This is a genomic window from Mixta tenebrionis (assembly GCF_006517625.1).
GTDB classification, from domain to species: Bacteria; Pseudomonadota; Gammaproteobacteria; order Enterobacterales; family Enterobacteriaceae; genus Mixta; species Mixta tenebrionis.
Map to the genome: position 1 here is coordinate 383,681 of NZ_VHQI01000004.1, position 19,181 is coordinate 402,861.

Below are 19,181 nucleotides of genomic sequence, written 5' to 3' on the forward strand. Positions count from 1 at the left end.
GCATACGCTAAATAAAGAGGCGGCTATCTGGCCGCCTCTTTCGTTGCAGGATGATATCCTGTCACCTCAGCTGACGCCTTCCCGGTTACAGCAGCTCGCGCGCCGCCGCGACGATATCATGCGCCGTCAGGCCATATTCCTTTTGCAGAAAATCCTGGGTGCCGACCTGGCCGTAACGCTCTTTGACGCCGACGCGACGCATCGCCACCGGACAGCTTTCCACCAGCACTTCCGCCACCGCCGAGCCCAGCCCGTTGTGGATACTGTGATTTTCACAGGTGACGATACGCCCGGTTTTTTCCGCATAGTTTTTTACTAACATGCGATCTATCGGCTTCAGGGTAAACATATCGATCACCGCCGCGCTGACGCCCTGCTGCTCCAGCTGACGCGCCGCCTCCAGCGCTTCCGCCACCATAATACCGTTGGCGATAAGTGTAATATCGCTGCCCTCGCGCAGCACGTTGCCCTTGCCGATGGTAAAGGTGGAGCCGGGCGCATAGATAGTCGGCGCCTGCTTGCGAATGGTGCGTACCCAGTAAAAACCCTCAAGATCGATCAGCTGACGCAGCACGTCGGCGAACATTACCGCATCGGTTACCTCCAGCACTACCGAGTGCGCCAGCCCGCGCACGATGCCCATATCCTCAAATGACATATGGGTGCCGCCGTTATGGCAGGCGGTCACCCCGGCGTCAGAGGCGATCACCTTAACGTTATTGCGCTGGTAATCCAGCGACATAAACAGCTGATCGAAGCAGCGGCGGCTGGCAAAGGCGGTAAAGGTGTGCACAAACGGCTTGCGTCCGGTCAGCGCCAGCCCGGCGGCGGTGCCAATCACGTTAGCTTCCATAATGCCGCAGTTAATGACGTGCTGCGGGTAGCTACGCGCCACGCTATCCATCGCCATCGAACTCATCAGATCCGCCTCCAGCGCGATAATCGGGCTGTTCGCTTCAATCTGCTGCGCAACAAAGCTGGCGTAAACCTTACGCATTTCTGTCGCGTCTTTCTGTCCTGCGGGCGCAACGTTAATCATGAACGGCCTCCAGCTGGCGAATGGTATCGTTAAGCGCCTGTTTCATCTCATCGTTCAGGCGCAGATGGTGGGAGTTGCTTAACTGTTCCAGACAGGGCACGCCCTGCCCTTTAATGCTGTCGAGGATTACCACGCGCGGGCGGGCATCCGCCGGCGGCGGCGACTGTACCGCCTCCAGCAGCCCGGCAACGTCATCGCCTTTTACCGTAACGGCATCAAACCCAAAGGCGCGGAATTTTTCCGGCAAATCGAAGGCGCAGATAATTTCATCCAGCTCGCCGTCCAGCTGCTGCTTATTCCAGTCCACGAAGATGGTCAGATTGTTGAGGCGGTGATGGGCGATAAACTGAAACGCCTCCCAACACTGCCCCTCGTTCAGCTCGCCGTCGCCGACAATGCAGAACACGCGGTTCGGACGCCCCGCCAGCTTATGCGACAGCGCCATGCCGCCGGCGATGGAAATGCCCTGGCCCAGCGAGCCGGTAGTGGCGTCCACGCCGCGGGTTTTCAGCCGATCGGGATGGCTGGGCAGCCGCGTTCCGTTCTGGTTCAGCGTAAACAGCTCCTCCTGCGGAAAATAGCCTTTAATCGCCAGCGTGCTGTAGAGCGCCGGCCCCGCGTGCCCTTTCGACAGTACGAAGTAATCACGCTCCGGCCAGTCGGGATTCGCCGGATCGATCTTCATCACCGCGCCATACAGCACCGCCAGGGTTTCCACCACCGACATACTGCCGCCGTAGTGGCCGAAGCCGAGCTGCGTCAGCGATTTAAGCGTAGCGAGGCGAATTTCCCGCGCCAGCCGGGTAACTTCTTTTACTTTCATGATTTGGCTCCGGTGTTTTCCTGCGCATTACCGCCCGCAGGTTTGTTTTTCACGAATACGTTGTACGCCACCAGCAGCACGAACAACGCAACAACCAGTCCCGTAATCGCCAGCGGCGACAGGTAGCGCGCCAGGTTGCCCAGCACGATGCCGATCGCGCCGAAGTCGGCGTCGGAGAAAGTGGTATTGGCAAAGCCGATAGCGCCCAGCACCGGCAGCAGCAGTACCGGCAGGAAGGTGATCAACAGCCCGTTGGCGAAGGCGCCGATCATCGCCCCGCGCCGCCCGCCGGTCGCGTTGCCGAATACGCCGGCGGTAGCGCCGGTAAAGAAGTGCGGCACTACGCCGGGCAGAATCAGTACCAGCTTCATCTGTCCCAGCAGAAACAGCCCCACCAGCCCGCCAAGGAAGCTGAACAGAAAGCCGATCAGCACCGCGTTCGGCGCGTAGGGATAGACCACCGGGCAATCCAGCGCCGGGCGCGCGTTCGGCACCAGTTTTTCGGAAAAGCCGGTAAAGGCCGGGACGATTTCCGCCAGAATCAGGCGTACGCCCTGCAGAATAATAAACACCCCTGCCGCGAAGGTAATCGCCATGATAATGGCGTAGACCAGGTAGTTCTGGCCGCCGCTGTAGGTGCTTTCGACATAGTCGCCGCCGGCGCTGACCGCCATGATCAGATAGATAATCATCATCGTCAGCGAGATAGAGATGGAGCTGTCGCGCAGGAAGCTCAGGTTTTTCGGCAGGTTCATCTCTTCAGTGGAGCGCGAGCCTTTGCCGCACAGGCTGCCGATCCAGCCGGCAAGTACATAGCCCAGGGTGCCGAAGTGGCCGAAGGCGATATCATCCGTGCCGGTAATGCGCTTCATATAGCGCTGCGCCAACGCCGGGAAAAAGGCCATCACCAGGCCGAGAATTAACGAACCGGTAAATACCAGCCCCACGCCTTCGAAGCCCGCCACCGTCAGGATCACGCCGATCATACAGGCCATATAAAAGGTGTGATGCCCGGTAAGGAAGATATATTTCAGGCGCGTAAAACGGGCCACGATAATATTCGCCACCATACCGAAGGCCATAATTAACGCGGTAGCCGCGCCATATTTTTCCAGCGCAATAGAAACAATCGCTTCGTTATTAGGGATAATTCCCTGGATAGTAAAGGCGTGCTCAAACATGCCGCCCAGCGGATTTAACGAGCCAACCAGCACCGTGGCGCCGCCGCCTAACACAATAAAGCCAAGAATGGTTTTAATGGTGCCTTTCACCACATCAGAAAAAGCTTTTTTCTGCGCCACCAAACCAATCAGGGCGATTAATCCCACCAGTACCGACGGCACCTTAAGAATATCAACAACAAAATTCAGCGTTTCAAGGATAAACATATCCACCTCGCCTTATACATTTTCACCTTCAGGCCGCGTCGCGGCGGGCCGCTTTTCTATCGCGCTACCTGTTTTGCCAGGCTGACGAAATATGCCGGGCCGTCGCTGGCCGAAGGAGATGATGTAATTTGATTATTGTTTATCGAACCAGGCGCGCAGCTGCGCTTCCAGCTCATTAATATCGATGATGTTATTGATCACCACCAGCTGACTCTGCGGCACGCTGGCGCTGGCGGCGATATCCTTCGCCATTACAAACAGATCCGCCGCGCCGGGCGTGGCGGAAGAGAGATCGGAATGTTCCACCTCCGCCTCAATAGCGAGTTTTTTCAGCACCTTTTTAATGTTCATTTCCACCATAAAGCTGCTGCCCAGGCCTGAACCGCAAATTGCCATAATTTTCATTGCCGTTACCTTTTTTTAAACAGAGTGGGTCCGCATCACGCTGGCGCGTAATGGGTCGGAAAACAGGTTTAGGTAATTAATTCAGAAGCGTTCGATAATTTTTTTAATCTCCTCCAGCGTCTGCGCCTGATGTAATTGCTTCATATCTTCATCGCTGGAAAATAATTCCGCCAGCGCGGAGAGGGTCGCAATATGGCTATGATTATCGGGCGCGGCGAGCATCACGATAATATCTACCGGATCGAATTCTCCGGCAGTAAAGGATACGCCCTGCTCCAGCTTCAGCAGCGACAGCCCTACGCCTTTGGTGCCCTCTTCCGGGCGCGCATGCGGCATCGCCAGCCCCGGCGCCAGCACGTAATAAGGCCCCAGCCGGCGATGCTGTTCCATAATCGCCGTGACATACTCAGGCGCGATAATTCCCGCCTCCAGCAGCGGCCTGGCGCAGATTTCCAGCGCCTGCGGCCAATTCTCTACTTTTTTCTCCAGCACGATTGTTGCGTCATGCAGCCATTGTTTGAGCACTTCTCCCTCCGCCTGATTGCCTGAGTTGACCAAACTCTATGCAAGGCGCAGCGCTTTAACTGTGATCGAAATCTCAAAGATAGCGCTACCAATAACTATCATGCAGATTTGTGATAGCGCTATCAAATTACAATCTTCGGCTGAATTTGCAGCAATAACAGGGCCTGAGAGCGTATACTCCCAGACACGTGAAGCGAAGGAAGACAATTAGCGTCTGGTCAGCAGGAATTTGTATGTCTCTAACCCGTAAACGGCGCAGCACCGGTAAGGTGACGCTCGCCGATGTGGCTCAGCTTGCCGGTGTCGGTACGATGACGGTATCCCGTGCGCTACGCACGCCTGAGCAGGTTTCCGATAAACTCCGTGAAAAGATCGAAGCGGCGGTGCAGCAACTGGGCTATATGCCGAATCTCGCCGCCAGCGCGCTGGCGTCCGCCTCCTCCTGGACCATCGCGATGGTGGTGCCCAACCTGGCCGAGGCGGGCTGTTCCGAAATGTTCGCCGGGCTGCAGCAGGTGCTGCAGCCTGCCGGCTATCAAATCATGCTGGCGGAATCGCAGCATCGTCTGGAGCAGGAGGAAAAGCTGCTGGAAACGCTGCTGGCCTCTAATATCGCCGCGGCGATTCTGCTTAGCGTCGAGCACAGCGATACCGTGCGCCACTGGCTGCAAAACGCCTCTATTCCGGTAATGGAAATCGGCGCGGTGCGCGCCGATCCAATCGATATGAACATCGGTATCGATAACGTGGCCGCGATGTATGAACTTACCGAGATGCTTATCCGGCGCGGCTATGAACATATCGGCCTGCTGTGCGCTAACCAGGAGCAGTGGATTTTTCAGCAGCATCTGCAGGGCTGGTACAAGGCGATGCTGCGACATCATCTGTCGCCAGCGAGAGTGATTAACGCCGCCCTGCCGCCCAGCTTTTCTACCGGCGCCTCGCAGCTGCCGGAGTTTTTGCTGGCCTGGCCGGAGCTGGACGCGCTGGTTTGCGTATCCGACGAGCTGGCCTGCGGCGTGCTGTATGAGTGCCAGCGTCGACGCATTAAGGTGCCGGATGAGCTGGCGGTGGTGGGGTTTGGCGACAGCGACGTCAGTCGGGTTTGTCAGCCGCCGTTAACTACCATGGCGGTGCCGCACCGTAAGATAGGCGTTGAAGCGGGGCGCGCGCTGCTGGCGCGGCTGGGCGGAGAGAGCTGGAGCGATGGTAAACCCATCGCCTCCAGCCTGTGCCTGCGGGATAGCTGCTGAGGCGTTACTTCGCCTCTTCCGCTTTTTTCTGCCGGGGCGGTTCGTTATTGGCGTTGCGGCTCAGCCAGAGCGACAGCGCCTTCAGCGAATCCTGGGTAAACTCATCGCAGCGGGCGGTAATCTCTTCCGGCGTCAGCCAGAAAACCTCATCCACCTCTTCCGGCTGCATGGCGAACGGACCGTGTGAGACGCAGCTGAATAAGCCGCCCCACACCCGGCAGTGTTCATCTTCAAAATAGAACTGCCCATGCTCGGCAAAAGGCACCGCGGCAATGCCCAGCTCCTCTTCCGCCTCGCGGCGGGCGGAATCAAGAATCGCCTCGCCGCTTTGCACCACGCCGCCGGCGGTAGCATCCAGCATACCCGGCATAAAATCTTTACTCTCGGTACGGCGCTGCACCAGAATCTTACCCATGCCGTCGTGCACTACGATATACGTAGCGCGATGACGCAAATGTTGTGCCCGCATTTGAGCCCGGCTGGCCTGAGCGATGACTTCGTTATCTTCATTAACGATATCCACCCATTCCGTACCGGCATCCTGATTTTGCTCCACCATCAGTAACCCTTTTCGTTCTGGCGCCCATTGCGCGCTGATATGCCACAGGTTTCACGTTACGTTGACGCAAACCGCCCTAAATTAAAGGCTTCGCGGGCCGGACGCAATACACAACTCGTGCGGTCAGCCGTTTTTGCCCGCTTCAGCCAGCCAGAGCTGAACGGACGCGCGTTGCCACTGGAACCAGGCGTAGTACGCCAGGTTGTCCGGCAGCTCATCGCCGTGCAGCGCCAGACGGTTAAGCATCACCGCTAAATCGGTATCGGCAATCGACCATTCGCCAAACAGATTTTGCTGGCCTGCGCCAAGCAGGCGCTGCGCGCCCTCAATCAGTGTAGCGGCGCTCTGTCGCGCGTCTTCTGTTAGCGGTGAATATTTTTTTCCGGCAAACAGCACTTCGCCAGGACGCTGCTGCCTGAGCGGCATAAAATCGCTGCGCAGCCATGCCTGTAGCTCACGGGCGCGGGCGCGCTTTTCCCGATCGCGCGGATAAAGACGCTTATAATCGGGCGCCGGGAAGCACTCTTCCAGATACTCGACAATCGCCGAGGATTCGCTAAGCCGCATCTCATCCAGCGCCAGCATCGGCACGCGGCGGGTCAGCGACAGCGCCGCATACTCCGGCGCGCGCTGCTGCTGCTGCGCCAGATCGACCGGCTGGAGCGTAAACGACAACCCTTTCTCACGCAGGGCGACGTAGACGGACATGGCGTAGGGGCTGTAGAAGCTGGCGTCTGTCCATAGCTTAATCAGGGGCCGGTTCATACTGTCGTTTCTCCTGCGGGCGGAATAAAGGAAGATATCGGCGGCCGGAGTTTATCGCCGCAGCTCTCTGTTTAGCTGACGGCGGCCAGCCAGGCAATAGCGCAGCCCGATATTACCACTGTTCCGGAGGTTCTCTTCTATGCTAAACAGAGAGCAATAACCGGCACACAGGGCGCTTATGCAAATCTTAATTACCGGCGGCACCGGCCTGATTGGCCGGCAGCTGACTGCGCGGCTGCTGGCGCGTGGCGATCGGGTCAGCGTGGTGACGCGCAATGTCGAGGCGGCGCGCCACCTGCTGGGCCCGCAGGTCACCCTCTGGGCGGGGCTGACGCAGCAGCGTGATTTAAACGGCATTGACGCGGTAATTAACCTGGCGGGCGAGCCGATCGCCGCCAGGCGCTGGACGCCGCAGCAAAAGCAGCGGCTGTGTGAGAGCCGCTGGCAAATTACCGAACGGCTGGCCGCGCTGATTAACGCCAGCAGCGAACCGCCTGCGGTGCTGATCTCCGGTTCGGCGACCGGCTACTACGGCAACAGCGGCGAAGCGGTGCTGACCGAAGAGGATTGCGGCCACGATGAGTTCACCCACCGGCTCTGTCAGCGCTGGGAAAGCCTGGCGCTGAGCGCCGCCAGCCATCGCACCCGCGTCTGCCTGCTGCGCACCGGCGTGGTGCTGGCGAAAGAGGGCGGCGCGCTGGCGCAGATGAAAAAGCCGTTCGCGCTGGGGCTTGGCGGCCCGCTCGGCAGCGGACGGCAATATATGCCGTGGATCCATATTGACGATATGCTCAACGGCATTCTCTGGCTGCTGGATCACCCATTGCACGGGCCGTTTAATCTGGTTTCGCCCTATGCGGTGCGCAATGAGCAGTTCGCCGCCACGCTGGGTAAAGCGATGCGGCGGCCGGCGCTGCTGCGTACGCCCGCCGCTGCCATCAGACTGCTGATGGGCGAATCATCGGTGCTGGTGCTGGGCGGGCAACATGTGCTGCCCCGCCGCCTGGAAGAATCAGGCTTTCACTTTCGCTGGTACGATCTTTCAGCCGCGCTGGCGGATGTGCTGTAGGCGCCCGCCGTCACTCAGCAATCCGCTATTTCAGCGCGCCGGAGAGAAACTGCTGCAGCCGGGCGCTTTTCGGCTGCTGGAACAGCGTTTGCGGCGGCCCCTGCTCTTCAATTTTCCCCTGATGCAGGAAAATCACATGGCTGGAGACATGGCGCGCAAACTCCATCTCATGCGTCACCACTACCATGGTTTTCCCCTCTTCCGCCAGCTTTTGCATAATGCGCAGCACCTCGCCCACCAGCTCCGGATCGAGCGCCGAAGTCGGCTCATCAAACAGCAGCACATCAGGCTCCATCGCCAGCGCACGGGCAATAGAGACGCGCTGCTGCTGACCGCCGGAAAGATGCACCGGATATTTGGCGCAGGCGCGTTCATCAATGCCGACCTTATTGAGATAGCGCAGCGCCCGCTCGCGCGCGGCGGCTTTGCTGAGCCCCAGCACCCGAATCGGCGCCTCCATCACATTCTCCAGCACCGTCATATGGCTCCAGAGGTTGAAGTGCTGAAATACCATGGTCAGCCGCGTGCGCAGCAGGCGCAGCTGCTCCTTATTCGCTACCTTTAGCTGTCCATCCTTATCGCGTACCAGATTTACCGGCTGGTTATTTACCGTGATGCTGCCTTCACTGGGCTTTTCAAGGAAGTTGATGCAGCGCAGAAAGGTGCTTTTCCCGGAGCCGGACGAGCCGATAATGGTAATTACATCGCCCGCGTTAGCCTGAAGCGATACCCCCTTCAGCACCTCATGTTCGCCGTAGCGCTTATGGAGTTCAGTTACGTTGAGTTTATTTTCAGCCATAGTGGTACTCAGTGAGACGATGAAGGTTTGATATGCGCCAGCAGGCGATGCTCCGCCCGGCGGAACAGGCTAATCAACAGGTAAGAGATGGCTAAATAGAGCGCCGCCGCGATACCGAAGGCGGTAAAAGGCTGATAGGTGGCAGCGTTAATATCACGTGCGATTTTCAGCAGATCCGGCACCGTAGCGGTGAACGCCAGCGCCGTCGAGTGCAGCATTAAAATCACCTCGTTACTGTAGGCGGGCAGCGCAATACGCAGCGCCGCGGGCAGAATAATGCAGCGGTAGAGCTTAAAGGTAGAGAAGCCGTAGGCGCGCGCCGCTTCAATTTCACCGTGCGGCACCGCGCGGATCGCCCCGGCGAAAATCTCCGTGGTGTAGGCGCAGGTATTGAGCGTAAAGGCCAGCAGCGTACAGTTCAGGCCGCTGCGGAAAAAGGCGCTGAGCAGCTCCGAACCTTTCACCACCTCCAGCGTATACATGCCGGAATAGATAACCAACAGCTGCACATAGAGCGGCGTGCCGCGAAATACCCAGGTAAACAGCCAGACCGGCAGGCTAATAGCGCGGATCGGCGAGACGCGGGCGATCGCCAGCAGCACCGCCAGGCAACCGCCGATAACTACCGACAGGATCAGCAGCCACAGCGTAATCGCCACGCCGGTAAAACGGTAGCCATCGCTCCACAGCAGCGGCTGCCAGTATTCCTGTAAAATAGCGATCATAATTCCGCCCTTTTGACGCCTGCCGAATAGCGACGTTCCAGCCACCACAGCACGCCGTTAGAGAGCGTGGTAAACAGCAGATAGATGATGCCGGCGACAATGGCGAACCAGAACGGCTGCCAGGTGCTTTTCCCCGCCAGCTGCGTCGCTTTCACCACATCCTCCAGCCCCAGCAGCGATACCAGCGCCGTCGCCTTCAGCACCACCTGCCAGTTATTGCCGATGCCCGGCAGGGCGAAGCGCATCATGGCGGGAAACAGAATGCGGCGGAACACCTGCGCGCCGGTAAAACCAAAAGCGGTTGCCGCCTCGATCTGCCCTTTCGGCACCGCCATAAAGGCGCCGCGAAAGGTTTCGGTAAAATAGGCGCCGTAGATAAAGCCCAGCGTAATAATGCCCGCCACCATCGGATCAATATCAAACTGCGCCATGCCCAGCGCCTCGGTGATTTGATTCAGGACGATCTGTAGGCCATAAAAGATCAGCAGCATCAAAACCAGATCCGGCACGCCGCGAATTAAGGTGGTATAGGTTTCCGCCAGCAGCGCCAGCAGACGATAGCGGGAAAGGCGCCCGCCCGCCCCCAGCAGGCCGAGCACCACTGCCAGCAGCACCGAGCTGAGCGCCAGCTCCAGCGTCACCAGCGCGCCGCGAAAGATCACTTCAGAGTAGCCATACAGCATTGATGAAATCCTGGCGTGACAAAACGGACAACCGGCCGCCCAACCGCGACGGCCTGCATACCAAGCGGCGGTTAATCGCCGTAGACGTTAAAATCGAAATATTTCTTCGCGATGCGGTCGTAGGTGCCATCCTGACGCATTGCGTTAAAGGCTTTGTCGATCGCCGCTTTTAACTCGCTATCATCCTTACGCAGACCAATGCCGGTGCCGACGCCGAAGATTTTGTCATCTTTCACCGCCGGGCCGGCAAAAGCGTAATCTTTACCTACCGGCTGCTTCAGAAAACCTTCGCTGGCCTGCACCTCATCCTGGAAGGCGGCGTCGATGCGTCCCGCGGTCAGATCCTGATAAACCAGATCCTGATTAGCATAAGGCGTAACGGTCACTCCCTTTGGACGCCAGTACTGGTTGGCGTAAGTCTCCTGAGTGGTGCCCTGTAGCAGGCCGATGTTTTTACCGCGCAGCGATTCCGGCGTTGGTTCCAGTTTGGCGCCTTTTGGCGCGATCAGGCGGGCATTTGCGGCATAAAGCTTCTCTGAGAACGCGATCTCCTGCTGGCGTTTTTCCGTAATGGAGAGCGAGGAGATAATAAAATCGATTTTCTTCGCCTTCAGCGAAGGGATCAGCGCATCAAAATCGCTCTCGACGTAGTTGCAGCTGGCGCCGATGCGCTTACAGATCTCATTAGCCAGATCGATATCAAAACCAACCAGCTGGCCCTGGGCATTTTTCGACTCAAACGGCGGATAGGTGGGATCGTTACCGATACGCAGCGTTTTAGGTATGGCAGCGCTGACGACGCCGGAGAAAGCCAGCAGCAAAGAGAGAGCCAGAACTCGCTTTTTCATGGTTTATCCTCAAGTGAAGAGCTTATTGTTTTGTTATGTGATGCGTGACAGGTTGCGTTCAGAAAATTGCACTTTTCATGCCAGCTTGCCCGGCAATGGGGCGTACGGTTCAGGCGCCGCCGTCAGCGACCGGCTGGCCTGACGGCTCTGTTTGTGATGGAAATATAGCAGGATGGATAACAGGAAGAAGCGATAATGTTACATTTCGGTGCATGAGATGCACGAAAAGTGATCCAGGCTGGATTAATGCACCAAAACGGAATATTAAATGTGACCTCAGGCACCCTGCCAGCGGGCAAAGAGATCTTTCGGCAGAGCGATATCAAACTGATCCAGCACACGGTTAAGGGTTTGATCAACAATCTCGATAATAGTCTGCGGACGATGGTAAAAGGCAGGCACCGGCGGCATCACCACCGCGCCCAGCTCGGCGGCGGTGGTCATCAGTCGCAAATGGCCCAGATGCAGCGGCGTTTCGCGCACGCAGAGCACCAGGCGACGGCGCTCTTTCAGCACCACATCGGCAGCGCGCGTTAACAGCCCATCGCTGTAGCTGTGCACAATGCCGGAAAGGGTTTTCATCGAACAGGGCAAAATCGCCATGCCCGCCGTCTGGAAAGAGCCGGAAGAGATGCTGGCGGCGATATCGCGCACGTCATGCACCACATCGGCAAACCCCTGCACTTCGCGCAGCGTATAATCCGTTTCCAGCGCCAGCGTCTGACGCGCGGCGTTACTCATTACCAGGTGCGTTTCAATCTCCGGCAGCGGCTGCAGCAGCTGTAACATACGCACGCCATAAATTACCCCGCTGGCGCCGGAAATACCGACGATCACTCTTTTCATGATGAAGCCTTTCTTTTTGCTGGAGCGGTAATTCTGAACGTGAGCGCAGGAGATTACAACAGGGAGGCGGTGTGTTGGGGAGCGAGTTTATCCTGGCGTATACGGCGCGATTGCTCTGAGTGGTTAGTCGCTCTTCAGTTCTGCCGCCCGCACTATGAATAGCTAAATTAAATGATCTGCTATGCCCTTATACGCCGCGGATGGATAAGATCGGTATGCATTACTGGTCAGATGCACTGCTCGACGCTCAATCGTTTGCAAAATCATATAGTACTCCTGCGGCGTGTTGTAATAGCAATGCTGATCATAGAATTTTCATGTTGGCCCTGGCGACTAACCGCCGGTATAGCGCCCTGCGGGTTCCACTCACGCAGCAGGTTGCCTTACGGACCGGCTCCGCCTGCCACTCACTTTTTCCCTCCAGCATCATACAAGTAGAACGCCATCTCAGACAGTTGAAGGATATCGTACCATCATAAAAAGGCGCCTAAGCCCCTCCTAATAATATCCGATAAATCCTATTTAACTTACAATTGAACAACTGCGTTATATGTGCCATTAAACAGGCTAATTTATTAAATTAGGGAAGTTTTTATTTACCCAGTCGTATAATCCTCCTTTAAAAACCACAGGTGTTGAATTTATGGCCCCATACTTTCCTTTTTTATCATAATATATAGAAAAAATTTTTTCTCTTTCATTCAAAAAGTTAATGGCACATCTCAAATCTTTTAAATCGTCAACTTTTTTCATCTCCGTTTCATTTAAATGATTAATTAAATCATTCCAGTAAGGGGAAGTCTTTAACTTCTCCAGTATAACCTTATAGAAATAACCATTTTGAAGATTATCTTGATTTATTCTAATAACACTTTTGATTGTTGAAGGTACGCAGGCAATTTCTATGCTATCGAAATTACCGCTCCTTATACTATCCGGCAGTCTAATTTTTTCGTTTTGCGAATTATCCACATAAGTCATTGAATGCCCCATTACGCTATACAATATAATCAAGAAATAAAGAATTGTTTTCATCATATATTACCTTGATGTCGGTGAGGATACTATACGGGGAGATCCCCTATGATCGTATCTCACTCCTTCTCCTAATGTTTTTGCAGCATGGTGTTCAGGGCCAGTAATAACTCGCTTCTCTTCATAATTATCATAATCGCCATAATCTTTACCATCATTGATCTTACTAAGTAACTTATGGTACCAACTTCTTTTAGCATGAGCCAATTCATGACCAAGAACCATGGCTGGAGATAATGACCCCCCATTGTTTGTACAATCAATTGCCATTTTAGGATTCCACGATATTTCATCAGTGTTCGGATCAAAGTAACCATTCATTTCATCAAAATAATTAATCGTATAAGTTTTCGATGATTTTTCCAGTTTTTTTATTATTTTCTTCATTTCACTGTCTTTTTTTAAATATTTCACAGCAGTATCATAATCAGTGGAATCACCATTAACAACTATTTTTAATCCTAACGGATCGGTATATTGCATCGGATTCAGTGGATATTGATAAAGATTCCATCCCCCCTCTAACCCAATCGGATCCTGGCTGATATAGCGCCCCTGCTGCGGGTCATAATAACGGTGCCGGTTATAATACAGACCCGACTCCTCATCCTTATGCTGGCCCTGCATCCTCAGCGGCTGATACAGCCCCTGCGGGTTTTCTTCCCGCAGCAGGTTGCCCCACGGGTCAAATTCCGCCTGCCACTCCACCTTTCCTTCCGGCGTAACCAGCGCCAGCGGCGTGCCCACATGATTGCAGTGGTACAGGTGTATTCGCTGCTCTGACGATGCCAGCGGCTCCACAAACGCCTGCAGCCCCTCGCGCGTAAAGCCGGTCATCGCCAGCCAGCGCTCGCTTTCCGCCGGCAGTGCGGCGTCCGCCCGCAGCGCCTGCTCAACCTCATTCAGCGCGCTCACTACCGCCGGCGGGAAGGTCACCCCAGCCTCCTGCGCCAGCTTCTCCGCCAGCGACGGCGTGACCGGCGGCCTTTCCCCCTCCACGCGCAGCAGCGGCACAAAGCTGCCCGGATGATATATCGTGTGCGTCCGCCTGCCGTTATGCTCCGTCACCGTCAGCCGGTCGCCCTCCCAGCCGTACCAAAAGGTCTGCAGCTGCGACGCGCCGCTCTCATTCGCCGCCCGGCTCAGCACCTGTTTACCCACCCGCCGCCCCAGCGGGTCATACAGGTAGACCGCCGTCAGCGTCCGATCTCCCTGCGTGCGCCGGTAACGGCTCAGCCGCTGCGCCGCGTCCCAGGCGTACTGATGAATCTCATCATCGTTACCCGCGCGGCGTTTTTCCACCAGGCTGCCGAAACGGTCATAGCGATAACGGTATTCTCCGTCGTCGCTCAGCTGGTTAGAGGGCAGTACGCCGTCACGGAACAGCCGGTTGCCTGCGGGATCGAAGCGATACTGCTGTTGCCAGCGCGGCGCCGTGGCCTGCACCAGACGTCCGGCAGCGTCATAAGTGTAGTCATATCGTTCGCCGCCGGCCAGCAGCGCGGTGAGCCGCCCGCGTGCATCATAGCCATAACGCCGGCTAAGCGCGTGCCACGGATCGTCGTGCAGGTACGCGCCCTGCAGGCGGCCCGCCGGCGTGTAGCGGCTGTTCAGCACGTATGCGCCGAAGCGCCGCTCCGTTTCCCGATGCAGGTCGTCACGCGTAAACTCTACCAGGCTCTGTTCGCCCAGCGCCACGCCCAGCAGGTGGCCGCTGCCGTAGGTTTGCCTGCGCAGCGGCGGCAGCCCCTCCACCTGCGTGATGCAGGGCAGCCCCAGCGCGTCATACTCATGGCTGACCTGGTGCTGCCAGACCAGTTCGTCCTTCGGGTTAATTACCCGCAGCTGCTCTTCCGTCACCTGTCCGGCTTTGTTATAGGCGTAATAGACGCTCACCCGGTGCCCCTGGCTGACATGCGAGACTTCAGTCAGCCGACCCATGATATCGTGACGCCACAGCTCCTCCTGCTGCGCGTCGTCAGTCATCTCCCGCGCCAGCCGACTGAGGCGGTCGGCATCGTCATAGTACCAGTTGATGACTCTGCCGGCATCGCGGCTGCGTATCAGTCGTCCGGCAGCATCGTAGTCATAGCAACAGGTACGTCCGTCAAAACCTCTCTCTTCCGTCAGGTGGTCCAGCAGGTCATAACCGAACAGGGTTTCGGCGCCGTTTTCGTTGACCAGCCGCGTCAGCCTGCCCGCCGCATCATACTCAGCGTGCCGCGTCAGCCCGCCCAGCGAAAGTGAAAGCAATTCGCCGCGCGGACCATAATGAAACTGCTCTTCACTGCCGTCGGGATAAAGCGTGGTCAGCAGGTCGCCAGCCTCGTTATAGCGCCAGCGGGTTATTTCACCCTCGGCATTTTCCTGTTCGCTCAGCCGTCCGCAATTATCATAGTGCAGGCGGGTGCGCAGCCCGCCCTCCTGCTCCACCTGAACAGGCTGTCCGTAACGGTCATAATGCCAGCGGGTCCGTTTGCCGGAGCAGTCGGTCACGGTTTCCGGCTGACCGAAGCGCGTTCGGGTGGTGCGCACCTCGCCGCCTGCCGGGTCAGTAATAACGTCCGGCAGGTTGCCGCTGTCGTCGGGATAGTGATAGCGGACGGTGCGTCCCTCCGGATCGCGCACGGCGGTAAGCCGCCCCAGCGCATCGTAAGTCTGCGCCGTCCGGGTGCCGTTCGGCGCGGTAGTCTGCGTCACCTGGCCCCGACGGTTATAGTCCAGCCGGGTTTTACGCCCGTCGTGCGTGGTGATGCCAAGCAGCCGCCCGTCGCCGGGATGCAGGTGATATTCGGTTTTGCGCCCCAGCGGGTCGATATCTGCCGTCAGCCGGCCGCTATCGTCGTACTCGTGTCGTACCCGCGTACCGTCGGCGCGCTCGTGCTGCACCAGCCGCCGCAGCCCGCCCTCGCCGGCAAAGTAATACACCTCCCGGCGCGACAGGCTGTCGGTGACCAGGGTACGATCGCGGTAATACTCAAAGCGGTAGCTCAGCCCTTCCGGGTTGTGCTGGACGGTCACCCGCCCCTGCGCGTCATACTGATAGCTGCTCTCCGGCCTGCCCGCAAAGCGGTGAGCCACCATCCGTCCGGTCAGGCGCGGATGATAGCGAAAGTGGCGTACCGGCCGACCGCTGCGGTCATACACCACGGCGAGCTCCCCGCGCTCGTTGTAGTCATAGCGCGCCAGCGCCGCCTCGCGCGGGCCGTACAGCGGATCATGCGTCAGATACACCGCCTGCAGGCGCACGCCGCCGTCCACGCCCCAGCCGCCTTTATCCGTCGCCACGCCCGGCAGCGTAACCAGCTCCAGGCGGAACATGCGTCCGCTGCTGTCGGTCACCGACGTAACGGCGTTTTTATACGGGCCGTCAGGCTCGCGGTGGTAGCGCAGGATATTGCCGAAGCGGTCAGCCAGCCCCTGCAGGGTGCGGTACGGCGGCAGCGGCTGCGGCAGGATATCCGTCTCATCGGGAACGTAAGGTTCGGTGTAGCCCAACACCCACCACGGGCCGGTCGCCTCATTAGTGACAAAATAAAGGTGGCGGTTGAGCCGCAGCTCAGCGGGCAAAGCATGCCAGGTCTCTTCCAGCGCATGGTCCGGCAGCAGGCGCGCCGCGCCGCCGCGCGCCAGCCAGAGTCGCTCGCTGCGGCTGAAGGTAATTTCTCCCGGCCGCAGCGGCTCAAAATGAATGCTGCGCCCGCCATTGTCGTTAAGGATGAGCGCATCCTCGCGGCACTGCAGACGAACTTCCGCAGGCGACTGCCAGCCCGGCCCGAACAGCCCGACCGGGGCAGGTTTATCCGTTTGATAACTGCTGTAGCCACGCGATAAGACAAAGGGCAGCGGCGCGGGCAGGACGATATCGGTTTCGGAAGGCAGCACCTTGGCCCCCAGCAGCGGATTGACCGGGCTGCCGACCGCCATGCCGCCGGGGCAGGCCGAACAGGCAACTCCATTTGGCGCCCCTATCAATACCGTGGCGGCCCCGTTAGTAATTGGGCCGCCAGACGTTGCATCATCCTGTCTGGACGCTGGTTTCCCTCCCACCAGAACGGTGGCCGAGCCCTGCGTTATCGGTCCGGCAGCTGTCTCGTCGCCCTGTCTGGCCGCCGGTTTCCCGCTTATCTTTACGCTGGCCGCGCCCTGAACTATCGGTCCGCCCGCTGTGTTATCACCCTGTCTGGCCGCCGGTTTTCCACTCATTTTCTACTCCATATGTTTTTATTACGCTCCCTGATACCCGCTCCGGGGGATATCCTGTCACTCGCCCGGCGCGGAGGGCGGCGCTTGCGTTGCGCCGCAGTTCCACTGCGTCATAGCCGCATCGCCATTGAGCGCGTTCTCCGCCAGCAGCTCTATATGTTTTCCCTGTAGATAAATTCCGCCATCGCTGGTCAATACAATTCGGGCCTGGCCGCAGACCAGCTCAAGATGGTCGCCAGCATTTGTAACCGAGACCTGCCCTACCGTTTCCGTTTTACGCACACCAACCGTGCAGGACAGAGCCTGACCAACATCGACGCTGTAGTTTTCCCCGACCCATAAAGATTTTTCCACCCCCACCTGTGAAGACTGGCTCAACCCCACCGAGGTATTCATCGCCATACCTACGGTAGTCTGGTAAGCGGCACCCACGCTTAAAGCCTTGGCGACACCGATGCTTTCTGCTTTGTTGAGGGATACCGTCTCAGCCTGATTTTTTCCGATGGTCAGATTCTGGTTACCATCTACCGTTTCGGTACGGTTTTGTTTAACGGTGGTGGTTTCATTGCCCGCCACGTTTTTAGTGCGGTTAGCCCCTACGCTGTGCGACTCATCATTTTTAACGCTGGTGTCCATATTGCGCTCGGCCTGGATAAACACCTGCTCGGCGCCCGCCTTGTCTTCAAAGCGCAACATATTGGCGTTAGCCGGCGTGCCGTCTTTGGTACGGCTCATAAATCCCATCTGCGTCGCCGCTCCCGGCAATCCCCACGGCGGCATGCTCGCCTCGTTGTAGACGCGTCCGGTGATGATCGGCCGGTCCGGATCGCCGTTGATAAAATCAACGATCACCTCATCGCCCACGCGCGGGATCTGTACGCCGCCGTAGCCCTGGCCGGCCCAGGCGCTGGAGACGCGGATCCAGCAGGAGCTGGTATCGTCCCCTTTCGCCTCCCGATCCCAGTGGAACTTCACCTTTACCCGGCCAAAGCGATCGGTCCAGATCGATTCGCCGGCTGGCCCCACCACTTTTGCCGTCTGCGGGCCGTAGGTGCGCGGCCAGCGGGTGCGTGGATCGGGGCGGAACGGGATGTCGGCGGGCAGCGCGCTGAATTTCAGCTGATGGCTGGTTGATTCGCCTCCGCTGGCGTAGCGGTTCTCTTCGAACTGATAGTCAACGCCGGTAATCAGATATTCACCGTTATCGCCAGGGGAAGGCGCTTTGATCAGCGTAAAGGTGCAGCCCGGACAGAGGCCGCTGGCCGTGGCCGTACCACGCAGCTGATGATGCTCTACCGCCCAGCGCTGCTGACGGATACGCGCGTAAAACTCGCCGTGACCGTGCTCCACATAGCGCCCCGGCCATTCATAAACGTCAATGCCGCCCGGCTGCGGCGAGGCCGGATTCTGCCGCGCCTGCAGCAGCCAGGCGTTCGGCTTGCGGAAATCGTAGTCGTCAACGCTGTAAAGCCCCGGCGTTACCCGCGCCACCTTCTCCCAGGCAGCGATCCCCTCCTCGCCGGTGACGCCGCCGCCGGGCGTCTGATGGTAAGGAATGATTTCATAACCGCCGAAAGGCTGAAACTGCTCCGGGCCGTCGGTCAGCACCAGCGTGTGGCTGTTTGCCTCATGGCGGAAGAAGTAGCTGATGCCCTCCAGCTCCATCAGGCGGCTGATAAAGTCGAGGCTGCTCTCCTGATACTGCACGCAATATTCCCAGCTGCGGTAGCTGCCGGACAATTTGTCTTCCACCNGTCGAGGCTGCTCTCCTGATACTGCACGCAATATTCCCAGCTGCGGTAGCTGCCGGACAATTTGTCTTCCACCTGCACCTGATATTCGTTCAGCAGGGTTTTAACGATTTGCGGAACGGTCTGCTCCTGAAAAATACGCAGGTTGCGATCGCGCTGCATCGGCCACAGATCGGATTCCAGCGTCAGCGTATAGCTGGCGTAGCGCGTACCGTCCAGCTCCTGCGCGCCGGTTGCCACGTGGGTAATTTTGCCGTTCAGATGGCGTACAGAAAGAAAGTTTTGTAACGGCAGGGAGACCGTCAGCGGTTTTCCCAGCAGGCTGGCGCTGTCAATCTGCGACATGGTACTTAATAACGTCACGGTAAAGCTGAAGGGTTCAGAAAGCGCTTCATGCCCGAATAATCTCCAGAACAACAGATCCTGAACGGGTGAACTGACGGTAATCCGGCTGGGCATAAT

General features: G+C 57.7%; 16 protein-coding genes and 1 pseudogene. 2 read left to right on the top strand and 15 right to left on the bottom strand.

Translation table 11 applies throughout. The annotated features are described in order from the left end of the window. Positions 1 to 85: 85 nt before the first annotated feature. The 5 genes from FKM52_RS09025 to FKM52_RS09045 all read right to left on the bottom strand — a co-directional run bounded on the left by FKM52_RS09025 (position 86) and on the right by FKM52_RS09045 (position 4,180). Positions 86 to 1,039: a transketolase family protein gene (locus FKM52_RS09025; RefSeq protein ID WP_141175868.1), complete on the bottom strand. Its 954-nt coding sequence runs from the start codon at positions 1,037 to 1,039 to the stop codon at positions 86 to 88. Further along, complete coding sequence (locus FKM52_RS09030; RefSeq protein ID WP_141175869.1) at positions 1,032 to 1,862, bottom strand: transketolase; 831 nt, start codon at positions 1,860 to 1,862, stop codon at positions 1,032 to 1,034. Before FKM52_RS09030 ends, FKM52_RS09025 begins: the two co-directional genes overlap by 8 nt. Further along, a complete protein-coding gene (locus FKM52_RS09035; protein WP_141175870.1) occupies positions 1,859 to 3,250 on the bottom strand; it encodes a PTS ascorbate transporter subunit IIC in 1,392 nt (463 codons plus the stop codon). Before FKM52_RS09035 ends, FKM52_RS09030 begins: the two co-directional genes overlap by 4 nt. Before the next feature lie 132 nt (positions 3,251 to 3,382). Then, positions 3,383 to 3,655: a PTS sugar transporter subunit IIB gene (locus FKM52_RS09040; RefSeq protein ID WP_141175871.1), complete on the bottom strand. Its 273-nt coding sequence runs from the start codon at positions 3,653 to 3,655 to the stop codon at positions 3,383 to 3,385. A gap of 81 nt (positions 3,656 to 3,736) precedes the next feature. Next, positions 3,737 to 4,180 carry a PTS sugar transporter subunit IIA gene (locus FKM52_RS09045; RefSeq protein ID WP_141175872.1) on the bottom strand — a complete coding sequence of 148 codons (444 nt, stop codon included), beginning with the start codon at positions 4,178 to 4,180 and terminating at the stop codon, positions 3,737 to 3,739. A 233-nt stretch (positions 4,181 to 4,413) separates the two neighbouring features. Between FKM52_RS09045 and FKM52_RS09050 the strand changes: the two genes are divergently transcribed. Next, entirely contained in the window at positions 4,414 to 5,433 is a 1,020-nt protein-coding gene (locus FKM52_RS09050) for a LacI family DNA-binding transcriptional regulator (RefSeq protein ID WP_141175873.1), read from the top strand. Positions 5,434 to 5,437: 4 nt separating this feature from the next. Here FKM52_RS09050 and yfcD read toward each other — a convergent pair whose 3' ends face one another. Both yfcD and yfcF read right to left on the bottom strand, forming a co-directional pair. Further along, entirely contained in the window at positions 5,438 to 5,992 is a 555-nt protein-coding gene (gene yfcD / locus FKM52_RS09055; protein ID WP_141175874.1) for an NUDIX hydrolase YfcD, read from the bottom strand. A gap of 123 nt (positions 5,993 to 6,115) precedes the next feature. After that, on the bottom strand, positions 6,116 to 6,757 hold the full coding sequence (gene yfcF / locus FKM52_RS09060) for a glutathione transferase (RefSeq protein ID WP_141175875.1): 642 nt from the start codon (positions 6,755 to 6,757) through the stop codon (positions 6,116 to 6,118). Positions 6,758 to 6,935: 178 nt separating this feature from the next. Here yfcF and FKM52_RS09065 point away from each other — a divergent pair, with 178 nt between their 5' ends. After that, complete coding sequence (locus tag FKM52_RS09065; RefSeq protein WP_141175876.1) at positions 6,936 to 7,826, top strand: TIGR01777 family oxidoreductase; 891 nt, start codon at positions 6,936 to 6,938, stop codon at positions 7,824 to 7,826. A 25-nt stretch (positions 7,827 to 7,851) separates the two neighbouring features. Here the strand turns inward: FKM52_RS09065 and hisP are convergent, their stop codons facing one another. The 8 genes and pseudogenes from hisP to FKM52_RS09105 form a co-directional block, all read right to left on the bottom strand. Further along, the gene (gene hisP, locus FKM52_RS09070) at positions 7,852 to 8,625 is read right to left on the bottom strand and encodes a histidine ABC transporter ATP-binding protein HisP (protein WP_141175877.1); all 774 of its coding nucleotides are present in this window, start codon (positions 8,623 to 8,625) and stop codon (positions 7,852 to 7,854) included. A gap of 8 nt (positions 8,626 to 8,633) precedes the next feature. Further along, positions 8,634 to 9,350 carry an ABC transporter permease gene (locus FKM52_RS09075; RefSeq protein ID WP_141175878.1) on the bottom strand — a complete coding sequence of 239 codons (717 nt, stop codon included), beginning with the start codon at positions 9,348 to 9,350 and terminating at the stop codon, positions 8,634 to 8,636. Next, positions 9,347 to 10,033, bottom strand: coding sequence for a histidine ABC transporter permease HisQ (gene hisQ / locus FKM52_RS09080; RefSeq protein WP_141175879.1), 687 nt, complete (start codon positions 10,031 to 10,033; stop codon positions 9,347 to 9,349). Before hisQ ends, FKM52_RS09075 begins: the two co-directional genes overlap by 4 nt. Positions 10,034 to 10,104: 71 nt before the next feature. Further along, on the bottom strand, positions 10,105 to 10,881 hold the full coding sequence (locus FKM52_RS09085; protein ID WP_141175880.1) for a lysine/arginine/ornithine ABC transporter substrate-binding protein: 777 nt from the start codon (positions 10,879 to 10,881) through the stop codon (positions 10,105 to 10,107). Positions 10,882 to 11,157: 276 nt separating this feature from the next. Then, complete coding sequence (locus tag FKM52_RS09090; protein WP_141175881.1) at positions 11,158 to 11,727, bottom strand: UbiX family flavin prenyltransferase; 570 nt, start codon at positions 11,725 to 11,727, stop codon at positions 11,158 to 11,160. A 567-nt stretch (positions 11,728 to 12,294) separates the two neighbouring features. Further along, positions 12,295 to 12,765 carry a hypothetical protein gene (locus tag FKM52_RS09095; RefSeq protein ID WP_141175882.1) on the bottom strand — a complete coding sequence of 157 codons (471 nt, stop codon included), beginning with the start codon at positions 12,763 to 12,765 and terminating at the stop codon, positions 12,295 to 12,297. A 3-nt stretch (positions 12,766 to 12,768) separates the two neighbouring features. After that, the gene (locus FKM52_RS09100; protein WP_141175883.1) at positions 12,769 to 16,968 is read right to left on the bottom strand and encodes an RHS repeat-associated core domain-containing protein; all 4,200 of its coding nucleotides are present in this window, start codon (positions 16,966 to 16,968) and stop codon (positions 12,769 to 12,771) included. Between the two features lie 57 nt (positions 16,969 to 17,025). Further along, positions 17,026 to 19,178: pseudogene (locus FKM52_RS09105) on the bottom strand (type VI secretion system Vgr family protein). Positions 19,179 to 19,181: the final 3 nt, after the last annotated feature.

Excerpts from the sequence above, each read along its gene's own strand:
- FKM52_RS09025 (WP_141175868.1), bottom strand. The coding sequence starts at position 1,039 with ATGATTAACGTTGCGCCCGCAGGACAGAAAGACGCGACAGAAATGCGT.
- FKM52_RS09030 (WP_141175869.1), bottom strand. The coding sequence starts at position 1,862 with ATGAAAGTAAAAGAAGTTACCCGGCTGGCGCGGGAAATTCGCCTCGCT.
- FKM52_RS09035 (WP_141175870.1), bottom strand. The coding sequence starts at position 3,250 with ATGTTTATCCTTGAAACGCTGAATTTTGTTGTTGATATTCTTAAGGTG.
- FKM52_RS09040 (WP_141175871.1), bottom strand. The coding sequence starts at position 3,655 with ATGAAAATTATGGCAATTTGCGGTTCAGGCCTGGGCAGCAGCTTTATG.
- FKM52_RS09050 (WP_141175873.1), top strand. The coding sequence starts at position 4,414 with ATGTCTCTAACCCGTAAACGGCGCAGCACCGGTAAGGTGACGCTCGCC.
- yfcD (WP_141175874.1), bottom strand. The coding sequence starts at position 5,992 with ATGGTGGAGCAAAATCAGGATGCCGGTACGGAATGGGTGGATATCGTT.
- yfcF (WP_141175875.1), bottom strand. The coding sequence starts at position 6,757 with ATGAACCGGCCCCTGATTAAGCTATGGACAGACGCCAGCTTCTACAGC.
- FKM52_RS09065 (WP_141175876.1), top strand. The coding sequence starts at position 6,936 with ATGCAAATCTTAATTACCGGCGGCACCGGCCTGATTGGCCGGCAGCTG.
- hisP (WP_141175877.1), bottom strand. The coding sequence starts at position 8,625 with ATGGCTGAAAATAAACTCAACGTAACTGAACTCCATAAGCGCTACGGC.
- FKM52_RS09075 (WP_141175878.1), bottom strand. The coding sequence starts at position 9,350 with ATGATCGCTATTTTACAGGAATACTGGCAGCCGCTGCTGTGGAGCGAT.
- hisQ (WP_141175879.1), bottom strand. The coding sequence starts at position 10,033 with ATGCTGTATGGCTACTCTGAAGTGATCTTTCGCGGCGCGCTGGTGACG.
- FKM52_RS09085 (WP_141175880.1), bottom strand. The coding sequence starts at position 10,881 with ATGAAAAAGCGAGTTCTGGCTCTCTCTTTGCTGCTGGCTTTCTCCGGC.
- FKM52_RS09090 (WP_141175881.1), bottom strand. The coding sequence starts at position 11,727 with ATGAAAAGAGTGATCGTCGGTATTTCCGGCGCCAGCGGGGTAATTTAT.
- FKM52_RS09095 (WP_141175882.1), bottom strand. The coding sequence starts at position 12,765 with ATGATGAAAACAATTCTTTATTTCTTGATTATATTGTATAGCGTAATG.
- FKM52_RS09100 (WP_141175883.1), bottom strand. The coding sequence starts at position 16,968 with ATGAGTGGAAAACCGGCGGCCAGACAGGGTGATAACACAGCGGGCGGA.